Origin of the sequence: Oscillibacter sp. KLE 1745 (genome assembly GCF_000469445.2) — a bacterium.
Lineage (GTDB): Bacteria > Bacillota > Clostridia > Oscillospirales > Oscillospiraceae > Oscillibacter > Oscillibacter welbionis.
This window is the reverse complement of record NZ_KI271720.1, coordinates 65,951-85,202: the sequence shown is the minus strand read 5'-3', so window position 1 is coordinate 85,202 and position 19,252 is coordinate 65,951. Positions and strand designations below refer to the sequence as shown.

General features: G+C 53.9%; 21 protein-coding genes and 2 pseudogenes. 15 read left to right on the top strand and 8 right to left on the bottom strand.

Annotated features, from left to right (window positions below; translation table 11 throughout):
• Positions 1-89 precede the first annotated feature (89 nt).
• Positions 90-446: a helix-turn-helix transcriptional regulator gene (locus HMPREF1546_RS08240; RefSeq protein WP_002584957.1), complete on the bottom strand. Its 357-nt coding sequence runs from the start codon at positions 444-446 to the stop codon at positions 90-92.
• Positions 447-844: 398 nt separating this feature from the next.
• Between HMPREF1546_RS08240 and HMPREF1546_RS18275 the strand changes: the two genes are divergently transcribed.
• The 12 genes and pseudogenes from HMPREF1546_RS18275 to HMPREF1546_RS08200 form a co-directional block, all read left to right on the top strand.
• On the top strand, positions 845-1,030 hold the full coding sequence (locus HMPREF1546_RS18275; protein WP_003431289.1) for a cysteine-rich KTR domain-containing protein: 186 nt from the start codon (positions 845-847) through the stop codon (positions 1,028-1,030).
• 16 nt (positions 1,031-1,046) lie between these two features.
• The gene (gene rlmN, locus HMPREF1546_RS18270) at positions 1,047-2,030 is read left to right on the top strand and encodes a 23S rRNA (adenine(2503)-C(2))-methyltransferase RlmN (RefSeq protein WP_002584956.1); all 984 of its coding nucleotides are present in this window, start codon (positions 1,047-1,049) and stop codon (positions 2,028-2,030) included.
• A gap of 473 nt (positions 2,031-2,503) precedes the next feature.
• Entirely contained in the window at positions 2,504-2,941 is a 438-nt protein-coding gene (locus tag HMPREF1546_RS08235) for a sigma-70 family RNA polymerase sigma factor (protein ID WP_002604474.1), read from the top strand.
• Positions 2,925-3,167, top strand: coding sequence for a helix-turn-helix domain-containing protein (locus HMPREF1546_RS08230; RefSeq protein WP_002604473.1), 243 nt, complete (start codon positions 2,925-2,927; stop codon positions 3,165-3,167). Before HMPREF1546_RS08235 ends, HMPREF1546_RS08230 begins: the two co-directional genes overlap by 17 nt.
• 458 nt (positions 3,168-3,625) lie before the next feature.
• On the top strand, positions 3,626-3,799 hold the full coding sequence (locus HMPREF1546_RS18260; RefSeq protein WP_002604472.1) for a transposon-encoded TnpW family protein: 174 nt from the start codon (positions 3,626-3,628) through the stop codon (positions 3,797-3,799).
• A gap of 77 nt (positions 3,800-3,876) precedes the next feature.
• Positions 3,877-4,125 (top strand): annotated as a pseudogene (locus tag HMPREF1546_RS08225) (recombinase family protein); the annotation flags it as partial.
• A 153-nt stretch (positions 4,126-4,278) separates the two neighbouring features.
• The gene (locus tag HMPREF1546_RS08220) at positions 4,279-4,587 is read left to right on the top strand and encodes a DUF6050 family protein (protein WP_007046096.1); all 309 of its coding nucleotides are present in this window, start codon (positions 4,279-4,281) and stop codon (positions 4,585-4,587) included.
• Positions 4,588-4,713: 126 nt separating this feature from the next.
• Positions 4,714-4,962 carry a hypothetical protein gene (locus tag HMPREF1546_RS19600; RefSeq protein ID WP_083490984.1) on the top strand — a complete coding sequence of 83 codons (249 nt, stop codon included), beginning with the start codon at positions 4,714-4,716 and terminating at the stop codon, positions 4,960-4,962.
• On the top strand, positions 4,955-5,716 hold the full coding sequence (locus HMPREF1546_RS08215) for a phage antirepressor KilAC domain-containing protein (protein WP_036630492.1): 762 nt from the start codon (positions 4,955-4,957) through the stop codon (positions 5,714-5,716). Before HMPREF1546_RS19600 ends, HMPREF1546_RS08215 begins: the two co-directional genes overlap by 8 nt.
• Positions 5,713-6,618 carry a DUF6017 domain-containing protein gene (locus HMPREF1546_RS08210; RefSeq protein WP_021749510.1) on the top strand — a complete coding sequence of 302 codons (906 nt, stop codon included), beginning with the start codon at positions 5,713-5,715 and terminating at the stop codon, positions 6,616-6,618. Before HMPREF1546_RS08215 ends, HMPREF1546_RS08210 begins: the two co-directional genes overlap by 4 nt.
• 130 nt (positions 6,619-6,748) lie before the next feature.
• Positions 6,749-7,240, top strand: a complete 492-nt coding sequence (locus HMPREF1546_RS08205; protein WP_021749511.1) for a PcfB family protein — start codon at positions 6,749-6,751, stop codon at positions 7,238-7,240.
• A pseudogene (locus tag HMPREF1546_RS08200) lies at positions 7,237-8,199 on the top strand (type IV secretory system conjugative DNA transfer family protein); the annotation flags it as partial. The gene HMPREF1546_RS08205 and the pseudogene HMPREF1546_RS08200, both read left to right, overlap by 4 nt.
• 491 nt (positions 8,200-8,690) lie before the next feature.
• On the opposite strand, the gene HMPREF1546_RS08195 reads toward HMPREF1546_RS08200, so the two are convergent.
• From HMPREF1546_RS08195 to ilvD (HMPREF1546_RS08175), 7 genes are all read right to left on the bottom strand, one after another.
• Positions 8,691-9,056, bottom strand: a complete 366-nt coding sequence (locus HMPREF1546_RS08195) for a hypothetical protein (RefSeq protein ID WP_021749513.1) — start codon at positions 9,054-9,056, stop codon at positions 8,691-8,693.
• Between the two features lie 107 nt (positions 9,057-9,163).
• Positions 9,164-9,550, bottom strand: a complete 387-nt coding sequence (locus tag HMPREF1546_RS08190) for a hypothetical protein (RefSeq protein ID WP_021749514.1) — start codon at positions 9,548-9,550, stop codon at positions 9,164-9,166.
• Between the two features lie 9 nt (positions 9,551-9,559).
• Positions 9,560-10,357: a PfkB family carbohydrate kinase gene (locus tag HMPREF1546_RS08185; protein WP_021751847.1), complete on the bottom strand. Its 798-nt coding sequence runs from the start codon at positions 10,355-10,357 to the stop codon at positions 9,560-9,562.
• A gap of 454 nt (positions 10,358-10,811) precedes the next feature.
• A complete protein-coding gene (locus HMPREF1546_RS08180) occupies positions 10,812-11,054 on the bottom strand; it encodes a DUF6809 family protein (protein ID WP_021749517.1) in 243 nt (80 codons plus the stop codon).
• Positions 11,055-11,597: 543 nt separating this feature from the next.
• A complete protein-coding gene (locus HMPREF1546_RS19595) occupies positions 11,598-11,720 on the bottom strand; it encodes a hypothetical protein (protein WP_021749518.1) in 123 nt (40 codons plus the stop codon).
• A gap of 161 nt (positions 11,721-11,881) precedes the next feature.
• Positions 11,882-12,091: a hypothetical protein gene (locus HMPREF1546_RS18245; RefSeq protein ID WP_021749519.1), complete on the bottom strand. Its 210-nt coding sequence runs from the start codon at positions 12,089-12,091 to the stop codon at positions 11,882-11,884.
• Positions 12,092-12,604: 513 nt separating this feature from the next.
• Positions 12,605-14,287, bottom strand: coding sequence for a dihydroxy-acid dehydratase (ilvD, locus tag HMPREF1546_RS08175; protein ID WP_021751845.1), 1,683 nt, complete (start codon positions 14,285-14,287; stop codon positions 12,605-12,607).
• A gap of 565 nt (positions 14,288-14,852) precedes the next feature.
• On the opposite strand from ilvD (HMPREF1546_RS08175), the gene HMPREF1546_RS08170 reads away from it, so the two are divergent.
• The 3 genes from HMPREF1546_RS08170 (at position 14,853) to HMPREF1546_RS08160 (ending at position 19,183) form a co-directional block, all read left to right on the top strand.
• Positions 14,853-16,301, top strand: a complete 1,449-nt coding sequence (locus HMPREF1546_RS08170; protein ID WP_021749100.1) for a GntP family permease — start codon at positions 14,853-14,855, stop codon at positions 16,299-16,301.
• 147 nt (positions 16,302-16,448) lie between these two features.
• Positions 16,449-18,170: a dihydroxy-acid dehydratase gene (gene ilvD / locus HMPREF1546_RS08165; protein WP_021749101.1), complete on the top strand. Its 1,722-nt coding sequence runs from the start codon at positions 16,449-16,451 to the stop codon at positions 18,168-18,170.
• Positions 18,171-18,361: 191 nt separating this feature from the next.
• Positions 18,362-19,183, top strand: coding sequence for an SDR family NAD(P)-dependent oxidoreductase (locus HMPREF1546_RS08160; protein WP_036630197.1), 822 nt, complete (start codon positions 18,362-18,364; stop codon positions 19,181-19,183).
• The last annotated feature ends 69 nt before the right edge of the window (positions 19,184-19,252 follow it).

Below are 19,252 nucleotides of genomic sequence, written 5' to 3'. Positions count from 1 at the left end.
GTATTTGTTGCGCGTTCCTTTGATTTTGGACGCAAAAAAAGATTGCAGCCGCCATGCGCTGCAATCTCCCGATTTCTCATATTGTGAGGTTAATCCTCTGCTTTTTCGACTTCCGTTATCTCCCTTGCTGTTGCGGTTACAATCCGTATGCCTTTATCGCTCATACCGTCCAGCAGCGCGTCAAGCTGCCGCCGCCCGGTGGATTTCTCCGCATTGCTGTTCGGGAAGAAAAATTGATCTACCGAAATATGATACCGGGTTACAAGGTCATAGAATACCTGTAAACTCGGCTGTTGTCCCTTGTTCTCGATATTCGCAAGGTAGCGCGGGGAAATATATAACTCGTCGCTTACCTTTTTGCGGCTCTCGCCGTATTCATTTCTCGCGGCTTTTATAGCTGCCCCGAAAGCCTTAAAGTCGTACAATGGTACGGGTCTTTTTGCCATTTTCATTCACCCTGTTACATTTTACAGTTCACCTTTCTTTTTGGATATGTCCACACAATTCATATCATTAGGTTAAATACTTCCTGTTGTGTATTGACAGTAGACTGATTTTCTGATAAAATAAAATTTATGTAAAAGGAGGCGGCGTTTATGTTGCATAGCATGCGTATTAGATAAGCATTGAAAAAAAGGATTTTCCCATTTTCAACATGGGCTTTTTTGTCATGCTTATTTTGCGGATGCTATACAAAAAACTAACGACGTATAGATATAGTATAGACATAGTGCAAGCTATGCCTTAGTTTTGTTGTACTGCTCTGTGCATTATAAATGCAGGTCAATGCTCATGTTGAGGATTGACCTGCATTTTTTTGTGTAAAAAGGACGAGTGAAATATAATGCTTAAAAAATATTGGATAAAATGTCCGATTTGTAACGGAAAGACGAGAGTTCAAGTATTTCATAATACTGTATTAAAAGATTTTCCTCTTTTCTGCCCTAAATGCAAATTGACGCATATCATTGATGTAGAAAAATTAGAGATTGTAATCAAAAATACAGAAAAACAAACTTTTATTATTTAGAAGAAAGGATATAAAAATGAAACGTTTACCTAAATATACGCCTGCGGAAGTACGGAATGATCCATACGGATTTACTTACAAAGAAATGTCGGAAGTTATTGGCGAGAATGAAGCAAAAGCCTTATATGAAGAATTATATAAGCAATTACCACGCAAAAAAAATCTATCAATGTTGGTAAAAAATATTTGCAAAAGCAGTGATACTGAAAAGTATGTTTACGAACTGAAAGACAACAAATACATTGAAACGGTTTTTATCAAGCGGCGAGATGGTGGAACTGTTTGCGTGAGCACACAAGTCGGTTGTCCTGTTGGTTGTATTTTTTGTGAGTCCGGGCGAAATGGCTTTGTTCGTAATCTAACATCGTCAGAAATCGTACAACAGATTATATTGTTGCGTCGAAAAGTAAACCGTATCGTTTTTATGGGTATGGGAGAGCCTTTATTCAATTATGACAACTTGATAAAAGCAATCCATATTCTCCGAGATAGATATGGGCTCAACTTTCCAACCGACGGCATTACCATATCAACAGTTGGTCCGGTCGATCAATTAAAAAAATTGCGCGAGGAACATCTTAAAATTCAGTTGACAATATCTTTACACGCAGCAACACAATCTGCAAGAAATCGTATTATTCCTCACATGCGCATATATGCTATTGAAGATGTTGTTAAGCAAGCCTTATCCTATTCTGAAAGGCATAATCGCAAAATTGTCTTTGCGTATTTGCTTTTACCGGGTATAAATGACCGGCCCTCAGATGTAAGACAACTTGCAAAATGGTTTCGGGGCAAAAAAGTTATGATTAACGTGTTACAATACAACCCAACAAGCAATTCAAGAATTAAAGCACCACAGAAACGGGAAATAGTTGCATTCAAACATCAATTAGAGCAAGCAGGACTTGAAGTTACTATGAGAGTTTCTCATGGCAGAGAGATTAACGCGGCTTGTGGACAGTTAGCTAACACATATAATAAATTCAAAAAAAAATGATTAAAAGTGCCAGACGCATAGACGCAGAGCCGATAACGCATTAGGTCAAAAAACCTATGTGTTATCGGCTTTTTTATTTAATATTGCGCAAAAGCCGCTGTTCCCTATTATAGAATGGATTGCGGGTAGTGTATTAAAGTCGCCCTTTTTTAAGGATACGGCGGTATCGGGGAGGTATCGCCGTGTCCATTTTTATTTACTGTAACCCGCCTAATGCTTTGCGGTCAAAAAAAGCTATGCTCCGCAAGCGGGATATTCCGGCTATGAATGTGAACTGTCAATACATTTAGCTACTGCTTACATTTCCTTTGCGCCCGTCCGCGTCTTGCGGACGGGCGCATTTTGCTTTTTTCAACTTTTTTCTGAAAAGCGCACTCAAGAGCCATCTCCCGAACGGGTACGGAGCGAAAGGGGCAGAGAGGACAAGCCCTTAACTCCCGTCCTCTACTCCACGCGGGAAGGAGGTGAACTCTATGGAGCTATCTTCTTCCGACAAGGAAAGAATACAACATCAGTACGACGCATTAGCAAAGAAAACTTTGGTCGGCGAAGCGAAAAGCCACCGCCGCACTCTTGCGAAACGCGCAGCACGCGAAGTTACTTTTTCGGATTTGAGCGAAAGCGAACTCGCGCAGCTTTTCACAACGGACGAATACGAAAGCGATTATTTCCGTTTTCAAGTGTCCGGCTTTGATGTACTCGTCAAAAATGAACTGCTTGCCGAAGCCCTTAACGCTTTGCCCGAAAGGAAACGCGACATTATCCTTTTGTCCTACTTCTTGGATATGAGCGACGCGGAAATTGGCGAACTGCTGAATGTTGTACGCACGACGGTTTTCCGGCACAGGAAATCCGCGCTTGCGAAAATCAAACAGTATTTGGAGGGAAAAGCAGATGATGAATACCGTTAGGAAGTCTGAAAATCTGTTGCCGTTCCCTGTCATTTCCGCAGCGGCAAACGGCGACACAACCGCCATGTGCGCGATCTTGAAGCACTACGAGGGTTACATAGCGAAACTTTGTACCCGCACGCTGAAAGACGACGCGGGCAATACCTATTCCTATGTGGACGAGGAAATGCGTAACAGGCTGCAAGTGCGCCTTATTACCCGCACCCTTGCTTTTCATGTAGGATAATCTTTTAGCCCATGCGGGGAGCGTGTCCCCTTTCCACGCTTCCCGTTATGGGCTATTTGTCGTTCCGCAAAAGCATATCCGCTGTTGATGTGCTTTTGCAGGCCGACAAAGCCTATTGTTCTTTGACAAAGAAAGCGGCCTTTGGTGCGCAGCATAACAGGCAAACGGGTACATTCCGTCTGTACCGAGCCAGTCGGCGGGTACGCCATGACAGCTTTTCCCCGTAGGGGAAAAGCCGAGCGAGAACTACCGCGCCGTAAAACAGGTTTAGCAGCTTGTGGGCGACGACATACAAGGCGGCACAATGATACTCCCGCGTTGAACACCCTCAAAGTATTGCGCGGCGCACCCATAAGCATGGGCCGGGGTGAAACTCCCGTGAGGTTGCAGCTAACAACCGCCCGTTTTTGCCTTTTGACGAATATAGTTTATCCATACAGGAAAAGGAGGTTTTTCTAATGGATAAAAAACAGACAATTACAACCGAACGCAAAATAGGGAAAATCACCTATCTTGTTCAAGCGTTGCCGAGTGAAAAGGCAACCGATACAATCCATAAAAAGATTGAGAAACTCATTGTAAAGGATTTGCAGAAAAAGCCCGGAAATCCGGGATTTTTAGCGTCCGAGTAGTGCATTAGGCGGCGGGATATGGTATAATGATAGCAACACATTATACCTGTTTATTCGGCTGTCGGAAAGGAGGACTAATGTTACAGTCGAATAAAATCACCGCCCTTTACTGCCGTTTAAGTCAAGAGGATATGCAAGCCGGAGAAAGCGGAAGCATACAGCACCAAAAAATGATACTTCAACGCTATGCGGACGAACACCATTTTTTGAACACAAAGTTTTTTGTGGACGACGGATTTTCCGGCGTGAGTTTTGAGCGCGAGGGGCTGCAAGCGATGTTGCAGGAAGTGGAAGCCGGACGAGTGGCGACGGTCATTACCAAAGATTATTGTGCGATAATAGGACTAAATCAGAAAGACCTTGAAAATCAAGGCATTCTGGCTTAGTCCCTTCTTTTTTTGACCGAAAACAAAGGACTTTCACAATAATCAAGCAAGCCGGAGGGTGCTGCTGCACACTTCCGGCAGAAGGAGGATATAGTGGGTGCTATCAAAGTCTTCTTGAAGGAGGTTGTGCTTCCAATCGCGCTTGCGTTCTGCCTCGCGTCATTTCTCAAGCCGATCTATATGCCTGACGGCGTATGCGACTACTTCCTTATGTGGATCTGCGTTGGATTACCGTTCGGCATCCGGAGGATGTGCCTCTGGCTCGTTCCCAGCGGCTACGGTATCTCCGGCTCAGTCGGCATCTTCGCATTGAACTTAATCATAGGCGGTCTTATCGGAGGACTTGCCTTCTTCATCGGGCTGCTGCTCGGTGTCATTCATACCATCCGAGAAATCATCTGAACTACATCGTAAACGAAGAGGGTTTGTTTCTTCTCCAATTTGGAGTAAGAAGCAAACCCTCTTTTTTTGTTGCCCAAAAGCCGGAATATTTGCTGGCGATGCGGCGAAGGAAAGGAGTTTTTAAGCATGAAACGCATGACAGCCGGTGATCTGCAAGCACTCGAATTGCTGATGCAGACCACACCCGGCTTTGAGCATTTTGACAGCGGCGCGGATGGCATTCTCCCTGAGTGCCGAAGCCGCCGCTTTCACCGTCCCTTCTGGAAATATCAGTCCTGCGTGTTTGCAGAGTGTCCCTACTGCTGCAATCCCGTTTCAACCCTCAAAAATCAAAGTGGCACATCTGCTGCCGGAAAGGAAGTCAGTCATGGATAACAAAATCGAAGTCTTCAAGAATGAACAGTTCGGTGAGGTGCGAACGATCCTCGAAGGGGAAACACTCCTGTTCTGCGGTTCAGATATTGCGAAAGCACTTGGATATGCCCGACCCGGAAAGGCAATTATTGATCACTGCAAGGGTGTCCTAAAACGGGACACCCTTACAAGCGGTGGTATGCAGTCCCTTTCCTATATACCGGAGGGCGATGTTTACCGACTGATTGTTCACAGCAAACTCCCTGCTGCTGAGAAGTTTGAACACTGGCTGTTCGATGAAGTTGTCCCCACCATCCGCAAGACAGGCGGCTACATGACGGATTCCCTTCTGGAACGCATTCAGAAGGAACCGGCGGTCATCGTGGAGTTTGCTCAGGCGTTGATTCTGGAAAAGAATCGCGTGAAGGCTCTTGAGTGTGAGCTGAACACGGCAAAGCCTAAAGCCGATTACTACGACGCCTTCATCAATCCGGATGACTGCACCAATATCCGAACGACGGCGAAGGAACTGAAAGTCCCGGAGCGCAAGTTCGTCCAGTTCCTTCTCAGAGAAAAGTACCTGTTCCGTTCTCCTTCCGGTCAGCTTCTTCCCTACAACAAGGACAGCAACGCCGGACTATTCATCGTCCGCGATTTCGTGACGTACTGCTACACCGGTTCTCAGACCTACTTCACGCCGAAGGGTAAGGAGGTCATCCGAATGAAGTTCCAGAAGAAGTGTGGTGAAGAACTGCTTCCCAAGATGGCAAGGTGATTTTCGTGGCAGTCTATCGCGTAAACAAGAATCGTGGCTATACCGTCATGGCGAACTTCCACCTTCGAGACAAGAGCCTGTCACTCAAGGCAGTCGGTCTTCTCTCAAAGATGCTCTCGTTCAATGATGGCTGGAAGTTCTCAACCAAGGGGCTTTCTGCAATCTGCAAGGAAGGTCCGGATGCCATTCTCTCCGCGCTCCGTGAGCTTGAAAAGCACGGCTACCTTGTCCGGCACCGGCAGAGAGAAGGTAAAGGCAGGATGAGCAGCACAATCTTTGAGATATACGAAGAGCCACAGGAGTCCACGCCAGAACGGGAAATGCCACACACGGAAAATCCATGTGTGGATAAGCCAGATGTGGATAATCCACGCGGGGATAAGTCCGCACAAATAAATACTAATCAAGTTATTACCCAAGAAAGAAATACTCTCTCAAAGAACTATCAATCCATCAATCTTGATGGGATGGACAGGATGGATGAGCGAAGCGAGTATGAAGAGATTATCAAAGAGAATCTTGATTACGACATTCTCTGTCAGGATCCGAAGTTCGATAAAGACCGCTTCCGGGAGATCATGGACATCATGCTGGATGCCGTCTGTTCCACTGCGCCGACCATCCGCATCAACGGTGAGGATATGCCGCAGCAAGTGGTCAAGTCCCGGTTTCTCAAACTCAACAGCAGCCACATTGAGTATGTTCTGGAAGCAATGAACAAGAACCCGTCAGACATCCGCAATATCCGGGCATACCTTTTAACCGCTCTGTATAACGCCTCTCTGACGATAGACAATTACTACTCCGCCCTCGTCAACCATGATTTCTACGGGCAGGACAGATCAGCAGGGTCAAAGAAGCCGAAGACCTACGATTATAGCCTTTGTGAAGACACTCTTTAATGAATACCATCGTGAGCATTGCTCGGAAAGGAGGACAGTGTAAATGAAAATCATCTATCGCCGGATTGTGCCGCCTTAGCGTCGGCAGCAGTCCCCATAATCATTCCAAGGAAAGGAGGTAAACGCAGCAATGCAGGATGAAGTCAACACCAAAGTTGTTGCAATCATGATCAAGGGCGGTAAAATCTCCGCTGAGGTGCTGAAAAAGGCTCTGGACAAGTTCGTTCAGGAGATCGAGAAGGCGCAGAAGCAGATGAAGCAGCCTAAAACCTATCGCGGCAAGCAGTCCATCAAGCATCTGATGAGCCAGAACGCCGCCATCTCCAACATCGAAGTGACGGACGGCAACATCAAGTCCTTTGAGCGAACAGCCAGTAAATACGGTCTGGACTTTGCGCTCAAGAAGGACGTTTCCGTTGAGCCGCCCAGCTATCTTGTCTTCTTCAAGGGGCGGGACGTTGATGTGATGACAGCCGCCTTCAAGGAGTTCTCCGCCAAAACCGTCAAGCAGAAGGAACAGCCGTCCATCCGGCACAAGCTGGATCATGAGAAAGCCCAGAGCAAGGCACAACACAAAGAGAAGGTCAAGGTCAAGACCAAGGATCGGGGTGTGGAGCTGTGAACAAACCCGATGTGAAGAAACTCATTCTTCTGAACCTTCCGTATGTCTTCGCCTTCTACTTTGCGGATAAGATCGCCGCCGTGTTTCGTCTCGCCCCCGGCACAGAGTTCATCGACAAGCTGACAAACGGCTTTGCCGTGTTCGGCACTACCTTCGCAAATCCGCTGCCCAGCTTTCATCCCGTTGATCTGCTCATCGGTGTGATTGCCGGTGCGCTGCTCAAGCTGGCGGTCTACGTCAAAGGCAAGAACCGCAAGAAGTTCCGACAGGGCGAAGAATACGGCTCTGCCCGATGGGGCAAGCCGGAGGACATCAAACCGTACATGGACCCAGAGTTCTCAAACAACGTCATCCTGACGCAGACAGAGTATCTGACGATGAACAGCCGCCCGAAGCAGCCGAAATACGCCCGCAACAAAAATATCCTTGTCATCGGCGGATCCGGCTCAGGCAAGACGCGCTTTTTCGTGAAGCCAAACCTGATGCAGATGCACAGCAGCTACGTTGTCACCGACCCAAAGGGTACGGTACTGGTGGAATGCGGCAGGATGCTCGAAAAGGGCGGCTACGTCATCAAGTCGCTGAACACCATCAATTTCCGGAAATCCATGCACTACAACCCGTTCGCGTACATCCGCAGCGAGAAGGACATCCTCAAATTGGTCAATACCATCATTCTCAATACCAAGGGGGACGGCGATAAGTCCGGCGAAGATTTTTGGGTCAAGGCTGAAAAGCTCTACTACACAGCCCTCATCGGTTACATCTGGTACGAGGCACCGGAACAGGAGAAAAACTTTACCACGCTCCTTGAAATGATCAATGCCTCAGAAGCCAGAGAGGACGATGAATCCTTCAAGAACCCAGTGGATGTCATGTTCGATGAGCTGGAAGCCCGTGAGCCTGACCACTTTGCGGTCAAGCAATACCGCAAATACAAGCTGGCGGCGGGTGTAACGCATGCAAGGAAAGAAGCTCAAGTGTGTCTTTCAAAATACGCCCACTGAGAGGTGGCAGCAGGCTCAATTTTTCCCTGCGTAGGAACGGTGGTCCGCGTTCTTGGACGTTGCCGTCCGCTCCTTTGAGTCACTTAGGTCATACAGAGATTTTAGCTCCACCGGCACAAAATGAAACGTCCGCCGCTGAAAAGCGGCGGACGTTCGACCAGGTCTCACCGCCTGGTCATCTGCCCCAAATGCACCTCATCTAATCCCCACTGCTCTGGGTGCCGTCCTGGCAGTGCTGCCCCGCCGGCACGGTCTAGCCCGCGGAAGACATTTCAGGGAAGCGCGCACAGCGCCCAAACAGCGTTGTAATCCGCCAGTTCCGGTCGACTAAAACGGCGCAGCACAGACTCTCGGGGCATCTAGATCCAGTCCCACACTTCCGTGGACACAGTACCCCGGTCCAGGCAGGTCAGTCCCCGCAGAAAAATCCACTCCAGATGCATCTACAGTACGCCGTCAGGCAAGGGTTTCCTGCGGGGCCTGGCAACTAGGTCGTTGCAGTCCCAGTAGGAAAAACCCGCCTCTTCCGCCACGGGCAGCAGTAGCTCGCAGGCGGCCACATCCCGGGGCGGCATGCCCAGATGCTGTTCCCTGATGGAATGTCCTGCAGCCTCCAGGCCGGCACCGTCATAGGTGTTGGTGTTGAAGTCCCCCATGAATACCGGTATCCCCGGCGGCAAACGGTCCACTGCGTCCAGCAGGGCCCGCATCTGCAATGTCTGGGCAGCTGCATGGGTCTTGTTCTCCAGGTGGACGCAGACAGCGCCCACCTCCCGACCTGCCACATCCAGCACTGCCAGAATGGCCACGCGCTCACCGATGCGCTTTTGCGAGTCGAAATACCAGTTAACCCCTGGGGCACATGCAGCACAGAGACCCGTTTGATGGGCCAGCGGCTGAACAGCGTGTTGTCACTCTAGCCCTTGGGATCCTGCGGCCCCGCCAAGCCGATGAACTCCAGAGCGAAGGCGTAGTTCATCCCGATGGCCCTGGCGATTTCGGCGGAGGGGTTCCGGCAGTCGCTGTGACAGCAACCGTCATCCAACTCATTGCTGAAGGTGATGTCCATATCCCGGGCCTGAGGGCATTCCCGAAGGAAAGCCGCCGTTTCCGCAGGGAAACGCCCCAGCGCCATATTGAGCACCATGCCCCGCAGTGTCTTTCCGCCGCCGGTGAGAGGGAAAAAAGAGTTGTCAATCTCCGGTGCGTCGAAGGCGGGGATGCGGGCCATGACCCGGCGCTGCCCCTCCTGAGGGATCTCGTCGCTGAGCTGGAGACGCAGCTTGTAAGGAATCGCTTCCATGGCACGCCCTCAGTGATAATACTTGTCTGCGAACGACGCCACATCCGCCCGGTCGCCCTTAAAGGGCCCCGGTGTCTGCATCTTCAGCGACACCAGCTGGGAGGCGTAGGCCAGGGCCTGGGGGATGTCTGCCCGCTCCCGCTCGGTGATGTAAGCGGAGAAGGTTGTGTCGCCCCGGCCGGTACGGCCGGCCAGCCCCAGAGGGTTCAGGGGGCAGGTGTAGTACTCCTTGCCGTCATAGACCAGAACCTCGGTATTGTGGGTGATGAGCGCTTCCTTGACGCCCCACTCCACCATCAGGCGGGCAGCCTCCCGCCGGTCCGATGTGCCGGTGAGGATCTCCGCCTCGGCGGCATCGGTTTTCAGATAGGTGATGTGGGGAAAATACTCCTGTTTCCGGTCCCAGACGTGGTACACCATCTCTTTAGTGGAGGAATCTGGAACCCTGAGATAGCCCTGCATATCCAGCGCAACCTTGCCCCGTTGCGCCAGGACCTTGATAATGTCGTCCTCATAGTCGCCCTTCATCAGTCCCGCCAACTGATAGATCTTCGCAGAGATGCCTTCCGGCAGCTCCGCCACAGTGATGGTACTGCCCTGTGCCAGCACAGTGGTGATCCGGCGCTCGTGCTTGTCATCCAGGAACTGATTGCGGATGGAGGTGGTCTCGGAATCGGATCTCAGCCAATAAATGTCCTCTGTGTGGACAGGCAGGATATATGGGATCATTTTCTCGCGGGGCGCGGATTTGATCAAAATGCCTACGTGGTTGCCGCCGGCCAGGGCGGCATAGGAGGAATAGACCACAGCGCCGCCGATGGAGAATTCTCCTTCCCCGGCGGAGTTCAGGATCTCGTTGATGCACAGATGCCCAATGATAATAGTTTTTGAACCACTCGTCCATCCAGGCCCCCACAGTGTACGTTCTTGTTTTAGTCACGTACAAGCTCTTGGTTTCCGCGATGGCCGCTTTCAGCTTAGCCTTAGCTTCCGCCGGTGTTCTGCCCAACACGTTCTTGTAGATGGCCCTGCTGGTCTCCGGATCGTGTCCGGCAGTGTACCGGCCTTCCCATCTGCCATCTTTTCTTTTTCTGATGTGGCTGCCCCGTTGGTTCATTTCTTTGCCATGGCATTGCTTCCTTTTATGACTTACCAGTGTCTCCCTTCGCTCGGTTACTCGCATGCATGGAGCCTGTGGGCTCTCATCAACAACATAACATACCACAGGAAAAGAAAAAGCCAGAGCTTGCGGCCACAATTATCAGAAGGGCTCGATTTCCCCGGTGATCCCCATGCCCAGCGGAAACCCGGTAATGAAGGATGTCAGGGAGGTCTCCTCCCGTAGTTCGTTCTCCAGATCCGCCAGTTGCAACAGAATTTCCTGGTTTTGCTGATCCGATTTCCCTTTAATCACTCTGTGGGCCCGGTCCAGTTCCACCCGGGTACTCCGAAGCTCCGGCTCCCGGCAGGCCCCCGCGTGCAGAGCCCTGATGTAGTCGTACATTGTGCCGCCTCCCTGTCAGTGACACACCATACCACAACGCTAGCCCAATAGCCAGTGGACCGGGAGGAGATTTTCAGAAAAGTAACAACTTGGCTATCTGGTTGGAACCCTTAGCTTCATTTTCAGTGCCACAATTCTTGAAGAGGCATATCTGTGCCCACATAACCAGCAATGCCTCTGAGGGCCCTTGTTGCTCTATGGAATAAGGGTAATTCAGTGTTAAAAAGGCATCTCCTCTATTTCATATCCAGAACGACGTCCTTTCTAAATCCCGCAACTGCCCGCATTGCGGACAGTTGTGACCGCCCTGGCATCAAAAGGTGTCAGGGCTTTCTCTTACTCCTTTTTGGTCCCTCGGAAAATCCCCAAAGCGGGCCAAATCCGTCCAAAGCTACTGGGGACTCCGCCTTTCCCGGCATCGAGTCATACAGCGGCTTACAGGCGGTCACGCTGGGGCCTCCCACTCCTGGATGAGCTTCGCAATCCGCTGACGCTCCGCAGCCAGCTCTAACTGTTCCAGCTGTCGGGCGTAGGATTCGTCGATCATCTCCTGAATCGGGCGGGGGTGAACAGCAGATTTCCGTTGCGCCGCCCACTGGACCTGGTGACGATAAGTTCCCGCTCTTCCAGCTGAAGGATGTACTTGCGCATCGTGTTCTCTCTCATCTCCACTGCTTTCCCAATGGTTTTGGCGCCGGGCTAACACTGGCCGGTCCGGCGATTCGTGCATCGTTTCAAGAAACTGTAGACCGCCAGATCTCCGTAGGTCAGTCTCAGCTGGAACACCTCATTGGGGAGAAAGAAACCATCTCGATAGCCGTTACGCTTCAACCGCCCCCTCCTGTTTGATTGCACACCCCTCTGGATGAATGTTTCTTGGGAACCACCATGCGTCTGCCGACGCACAGCACCGGGAAGCCCGGCTCGTACAGTGATTCGTAACCGCTGGACGGTAACACCCCCAGAGCCTTTGCCACTATTTCCGCATTAAGAAACAGCAGCAGGTCATCGTAGGACCTGTATTCGGATTTTTTCAATCAGCATCTTTCCTCGAAACATCGGGGACAGATTCTTTCTGCCGGCATCTCTGCCGCGGTAGGTAAAATGCAGAGAGCTGTTGTAGTTTTGATGAACCACTTGCTGCTACCACGCGACAAAATTGCAGCGATGAGTATCGCACTGAAACGTAAGAACGGCTGTCTTGCGTCTAAACGATGGCAGAGACCATCCCCTTACTCGGATACCGTTACAGTGTAGCAGTCAGGCGGTGATTCTGAAGCATGATACGGTGTTTCCCGCACGTCATCAGCAGAATGTCTTTAATATAAACGATTGTTTTTCTTCACTAGGCTGTGTTTATCCTGATATAGATCTTTATAACTGTGAATGATGGTGGAAGAGGCAATGGTCAGGGCTTAAAAATAGTACAGCAGTCGCCGAGATCTTTGTTACCTCTGAATTTGTGGAGGAAAAGAGCGCACTGCCGGTATCTAGGGCAGAAAGCTTTCGCCTCCCGAAAGTCTTTCTTTCGGGAGGCGGAAGAAGCGGTCTTACAGGTTGTCGAATTTGAGGACAGCGCCCTCGGAGCCGGAGGCGGCGATCTTGCAGTAAAGGCCCAGCCAGCCCTTCTTGAACTTGGGATCCGGCCGCTTCCAGGCCTTCAGGCGGGCGTCGATCTCCTCCTGGGAGACCATCAGGTCCAGCCGGCGGCTTTCAATGTCGATGACGATCCGGTCGCCATCATGGATGATGGCGATGGGGCCGCCCTCCGCCGCCTCGGGGGAGATGTGCCCCACGAAGCAGCCGTTGTTGGTGCCGGAGAACCGGCCGTCCGTGATCAGCGCCGTAGTCTTGCTGAGCCCCCGGCCATACAGGTACTTCATGGCCTTGTACATCTCCCGCATGCCCGGGCCGCCCTTGGGTCCCTCGTACCGGATGACCACCACATGCCCGTCGCGGACCTTGCCGGCCAGGATGGCCTCCTCAGCCGCTTCCTCGGAGTCAAAGCAGATGGCCTCGCCCTCGAAGTGGTGCAGGCTCTTGTCAAAGGCGCCGGGCTTGGTGATGCCGGTGTCGGGCGCCAGGTTGCCCCGCAGCACCGCCACGCCGCCGGTATAGCCAAAGGGATTGTCCATGGTGTGATTCACCAGGCCGGTGGCAGGATAGCGGTATTTGTGAGAGGCGATGTTCTCCGCCAGCGTATGCGCGGTGACGGTCATGGCGTCCGTCTCCAGCATGGTCTGCAGGTTCTCCATCAGCCGGGGCACACCGCCGTCATAATAGAAGTCGATGACATTATACTTGCAGGCGGGATTCATCTTGGCGATCTGGGGGGTAGTGCGGGACAGGGTGTCGAACTCATCCAGGACTCTGATGTCCAGCCCCGCCTCGTGGGCGATGGCCGTCAGGTGCATGACGGCGTTGGTGGAGCCGCTCATGGCCAGGCACGCCTTGATGGCGTTGCGGATGGAGCCGTTGGTGATGATCTTCCGGGCGGTGATCTGCTTTTCCACCAGCTCCATGATCTTCACACCGGTCTCCTCAGCCATCATCATACGGACGGCGGAGGTGGCGGGGGCCAGACCGCCGTCCGGCAGGGTCATGCCCAAAGCCTCGGCCAGAGCGCACATGGTATTGGCAGTACCCAGATAGGAGCAAGAGCCGCAGCCGGGGCAGGCGGTGTCCTCGAGAGCCACATACTCCGCCTCTGTGATCTTTCCGGCGGAGAGCATGCCGTAGGCCTCTGTGCTGGAGGTCTGGTCGGCCTGGCGGCCGTCAAACTCCACACCGCCCTCCATGGGGCCGCCGGGCAGGAAGATGCAGGGGATGTCCAGCCGGGCAGCGGCCATCAGCATGCCGGGGACGATCTTATCGCAGGACCCCAGCAGAACCAGGCCGTCAAACAGGTTGATCTGCGCCATGGACTCGATGGAGTTGGCGATCAGCTCCCGGGAGGGAAGGATGTAGTGCATCCCGTCATGGCCCTGGCCCATGCCGTCGCAGCCGCCGATGACGCCAAACTCAATGGGGGTGCCTCCGGCCCGGTAGATGCCATCCTTTACCCGCTGGGCCACCTGCCGGAGATTATAATGGCCGGGCACGCACTCACTCCATGCGTTGGCGATGCCGATTACCGGCCGCTTCAGGTCCTCCGTGGTGAAGCCCATGGACTTCAGCGTCGCCCGGTAGTACTGGTTCCCTAGACCCTGCAAAATTTTTTCACTGCGCTCCATAAATTCCTCCTTGTGACACCGGCCAGCGGCGCTGGACGGCGTCTCTTCTTTTGATTGGAATAGTTTTCACGGCAGCGGTCCGGGTCTGAACACCGTCTCCGGCAAAACTGCGATTCAATCGAAGATTCCGAACCCCTTGGGGCGCCGCCGCATCTGACACGTGTGCCTTCTTGACACGCATATATAACTATATACCACACGAATGCATACGTGCAACAAAAAACTTTTGACTGTTGGGCTTTTTGGCAAATAACCGTTTTTTCACCGGCTTTTTTGATTATTTAACAGCATCTTGACAGTTCGCTCCATATAACAAAAAGCAGTCCTGCTCTTTAGCCAAAACGCAGAAGGAGGGAATATTTCCGTCATGGAACACCGCCAAATTTTTGAATTGACTTGTGTCGAAAAATATTGTATAAAATTCTGTGGGTTGGCAGTCTGTTTTTCCGGAGCAGACCGTGCCATCTCGTGTGTGGCCTGAAAGCGGTCTCTCTTTCGGCGTCCGCCATCAGGCAGTACCGGCTCTGCCGGTCGCTTACATTTGGAAAGGAGAGTAACAACAACCATGTCTGCAATCGGATTCCTGGTTCTCCTTGTCATTGCCATCATCGCACTGATGCTGCTCATGACAAAGGTGAAACTCAATCCCGTTATGTCCCTGTTCGTGGTAGCATTAGGCTTCGGTGTTACCCTGGGTATCTTTGGGACCGAAGGGTACTCCTTTATGGAGACTCTGACCTTGATTACCACCGGCTTTGGCAACACCTTGGGCAGCCTGGGTATGCCCATCATTTTGGGCGCTGTGCTGGCCATGGGCGTGCAAGATACTGGCGCCGCCAAGTCTATCGCCAACTTCTTCATCCGCCTTTTCCGCGGCAAGAATCTGGAGCTGGCCCCGTCCCTGACGGCTTATGTGGTGTCTATCCCCGTGTTCGGCGATATTACCACCATCCTTTGCTCCAACATCGCCAACGTGTTGGGCAAGCGCAAGCACATCTCCATGTCCACTATGGCCTCTTTCACCCAGACCGGCCTGAACCTGACCCACGCCATGGTTCCTCCTACCCCCGGTATCCTGGCCGTTTCCGTGGCCTTGAGTGCTGACCTGGGTATGGTGATTTCCTGGGGTATTGTCATCACCGTCATCACCTTCTTCCTGACTTGGCTCATTCTGAAACGCTGGACCGCCAAGGAGTGGATCCCCGCGGTGCCTGCGGTCACCGCGGAAATCAAGGAAACCTCCTCCGACGAGGTAAGCGATCTGATCATCAAGGACAAGGATCTGCCCAACACCTTCGCTTCCTTCCTGACTATCCTGATTCCCGTCATCCTGATCGCCGGCGGCTCCTTTGTTGGCATGTTGATTCCCGAGTCCACTCCTGACGACGCTATGGTCCGCACCTTAGTGGCCATCGCCAGCGATAAGGTTGTGGCCCTGTCCATGGGCGTGATCTACACCATGTTCCTGGCTCTGGCCCACAAGGCCTCTGTTCGCAAGAGCAACCTGGATGCCACCGGAAAAGACCCACAGTCTTTCCGTGAGGTTGTCCTCAACAGCTGGATCGCCCGCGGCATGGAGGTCGCTCTGATCGCCCTGCTGGTCACCGCCATGGGCGGCGGCTTCTCCCAGGTTATCAAAACCTTCCCCGGCATCAACGATCTGGCTCTGCTGATCCAGGATTCCGGCGTGCCCGGCCTGCTGATTCCGTTCCTGGTGGGTGCCATCATGATGACCGCCGTGGGTTCCATGACGACCGCCGGCGTGACCGCCGTTGGCGTTGTGGCTCCCATGATGGATCTGCTGGGCCTGGAGCCTGTCTCCACCGCTCTGGCCATCGGAGCCGGTACCCTGATTTTCAACCATGTGACCAACTCCGGTTTCTGGGTTGTCAGCAAGTTCTTCAATCTGGACCTGAAGCAGGGCTTGAAGTACATCACCATCCCGGACGCCGTGGCCGGTGTGATCGGCTTCATCTGTGTCTTCATCCTGGCCTCCGTAGGTCTGCTGCACTGATCCGCACCCCTGCCGCTATGGAGTTCCGCCTCCGGAAAGGGCAAAGCTCCGCGGCATAAGAGAGGCGGCCCGTCGAAAGACCGGGCCGCCTCCCCTCTTTTCAGATCCCCTACAGTTTTGTTGTATATAATTAAGGAGAAATGTTTTATGATTCAAAAGAGCCATGACGACCGGATGCTTTGGGCTCAGTTTGATTCCCTGGAAATGGGCACCGGCTGGGACGACACCGACATCCTCAAACCTCAGATCATGGTGGAGAGCGTTTACGGCGACTCCCACCCCGGCAGCTATCATCTAAATCAGATGGTGGAGCAGGCGGTCTACGGCGTGTATGAGTGCGGCGGCAAGCCGGCCAAATACTATGCCACTGACATCTGTGACGGCTGCGCCCAGGGCCATGACGGCATGAACGTGGTCCTGGCCTCCCGGGAGGCCATCGCCAACATGGTGGAGGTCCACGCCTCCGCAGTGCCCTGGGACGGCATCATCCTGGCCTCCAGCTGCGACAAATCCATCCCCGCCCACCTGAAAGCAGCTGCCCGGATGGATGTCCCCACCATCTTCATGCCCGGCGGCTCCATGCGGCCCGGCCCCAACATGACCACCTCTCTGGTGGCCGGCGACATCTCCCTGCGCCAGAAGCGCAAGGACGCCATCACAGAGCAGGAGGTCCGGGATTACAAGCTCACCGGCTGCCCCTCCATCGGCGCCTGCACCTTCCTGGGCACCGCCTCCACCATGCAGTGCATGGCCGAGGCCCTGGGCCTGACCCTGCCCGGCGCGGCTCTGGTGCCCGCCACCATGCGGGACCTGCTGCAGTACTCCCGCTATGCCGGTCGGAAGATCATGGAACTGGTGGAGAAGAACATCACCCCTTCCCAGATCATGACGCCCGCCGCTTTCCGCAATGCCATCATTGTCCACAGCGCCATCGGCGGCTCCACCAACGCCACCATTCACCTGCCCTCCATCGCCCGGGAGCTGGGCTATGACCTGCCCATCGAGCTGTTCGACGAGATCAACCACCAGGTCCCCCACCTGGGCAACATCAACCCCTCCGGCACCCAGCTGACCGAGTCCTTCTGGTTTGCCGGCGGCGTGCCTATGGTACAGTGGATGCTGCGGGATATGCTGGATCTGGACGTGATGACCGTCACCGGCAAAACGCTGGGCGAGAATCTGGAGGATCTGCAGAAGGACAACTGGTTCGACCGGAACCTGGGGTATCTGGCCAACTACGGCCTGACCCGGGACCAAGTGATCTTCCCCGTGGAGAAGGCCCCCGAGAAGGGCTCCGTGGCCATCCTGAAAGGCAACATCGCCCCCGAGGGCGCTGTGCTGAAGTACTCCGCCTGCGCCATGAACCAGCGGGAGGTGGTCAACGCCGTGGCCCGCGTGTTCAACAGCGAGGAGGATGCCCATGACGCGGTGGTGGACAACCAGATTAATCCCGGCGAAGTGGTCATCATCCGCTATGAGGGCCCCCGCGGCTGCGGCATGCCCGAGATGCTGATGACCACCGAGGCCATCGTTTGCGACGAGCGGATCAACGGCTCTGTGGCCCTGATCACCGATGGCCGCTTCTCCGGCGCCACCCGCGGCGCCGCCATCGGCCATGTCAGCCCCGAGGCTGCCGCCGGCGGCCCCATCGCCTTCATTGAGGAGGGCGACCTGGTCTCCTACAGCGTGGAGAACCGCACCATCAACCTCACCGGCATCCACGGCGTCCCCTGCTCTGTAGAGGAGGCCACCAAGGTTCTGGCGGAGCGTTCCAAGGCCGGTATCATCCCCCGCGAACCCCGCAAGGGCTTCTACAAGCTCTACACCGATCATGCCCTCTCCGCCATGAAGGGCGCTGGCCTGGAGTAAGCGCATACGGAACGAAAAGACACAGCTTCCGCGGCGGCTCCCTCCGCTCCGGCGCAGGGCCTCCCCGCAGGATAACATGACAGACTGCCGGTGTCCGCGTTTCGAATGAATCGCCCCGCCCCGGCCCAAATGGCCGGGGCGGCCGCGTTTCCAGGGCGGACAACAGCAGCTCCGGAAAGGATGGAATGATAATGGCAATCAAAAGTGACAGCTATCTCGCGTCTCTCTTCGGCCTGGAAGGCAAGACCATTGTGGTCACCGGCGCTGGCGGCGGCATCGGACTGGCCATCAGTGAGGGCCTGCTCCGCGCCGGAGCGGAGGTGGCTTTGTGCAACCGCACAACCGCCAAGTGCAAGCCCCTGGCGGACCGGATCATTGCCGAAGGCGGCACCGCCTCGCTTCACAAGCTGGACGTCACCAGCCTGGACAGCATCCACGCCTGTGTGGATGAGGTCATAGCCCAATACGGCAAGATCGACGTGCTGTTCAATGTGGCCGGGATCAACAAGCGGGAGGGCCTTCTGGACGTGGAGGAGGCGGACTATGACCGTATCATGGACACCAACCTGAAGGGCCTGTTCTTCATGAGCCAGGCGGTGGCCCGGGAGATGTACAAGCGCCGCACCGGCAGCATCATCAATATCGGCTCCCACAACGACGAGGGGATGCTGGGCGGATGCTCTGTCTACGGCGCCACCAAGAGCGGCGTGGTAGCTCTGACCCGGGCTATGGCCATTGAGTTCGCCCAATATGGCATCCGGGCCAACGCCATCAGCCCCGGCCATATCCTGACCGACCTGACGCAGGTTACCTGGGACCATCCGACCCGGGCGCCCTGGCTGCGGGAGCGCATCGCCATGAAGCGTCCCGGCAGCCCCGAAGAGCTGGTGGGCATGGCGATCCTGCTGGCCTCCAATGCTTCCAGCTACATGACCGGCCAGGCGTACCACATCGACGGCGGCTGTCTCTGCGGCGGCGCCCCCTGGGACTACGATACCCAGTACAATCCCTGATCCGTTTCCGGCTGCTGGTTGACAAATCTTTCCGGAAGATAGAATGGAAAAATAGGGTCGCGCGGCAGA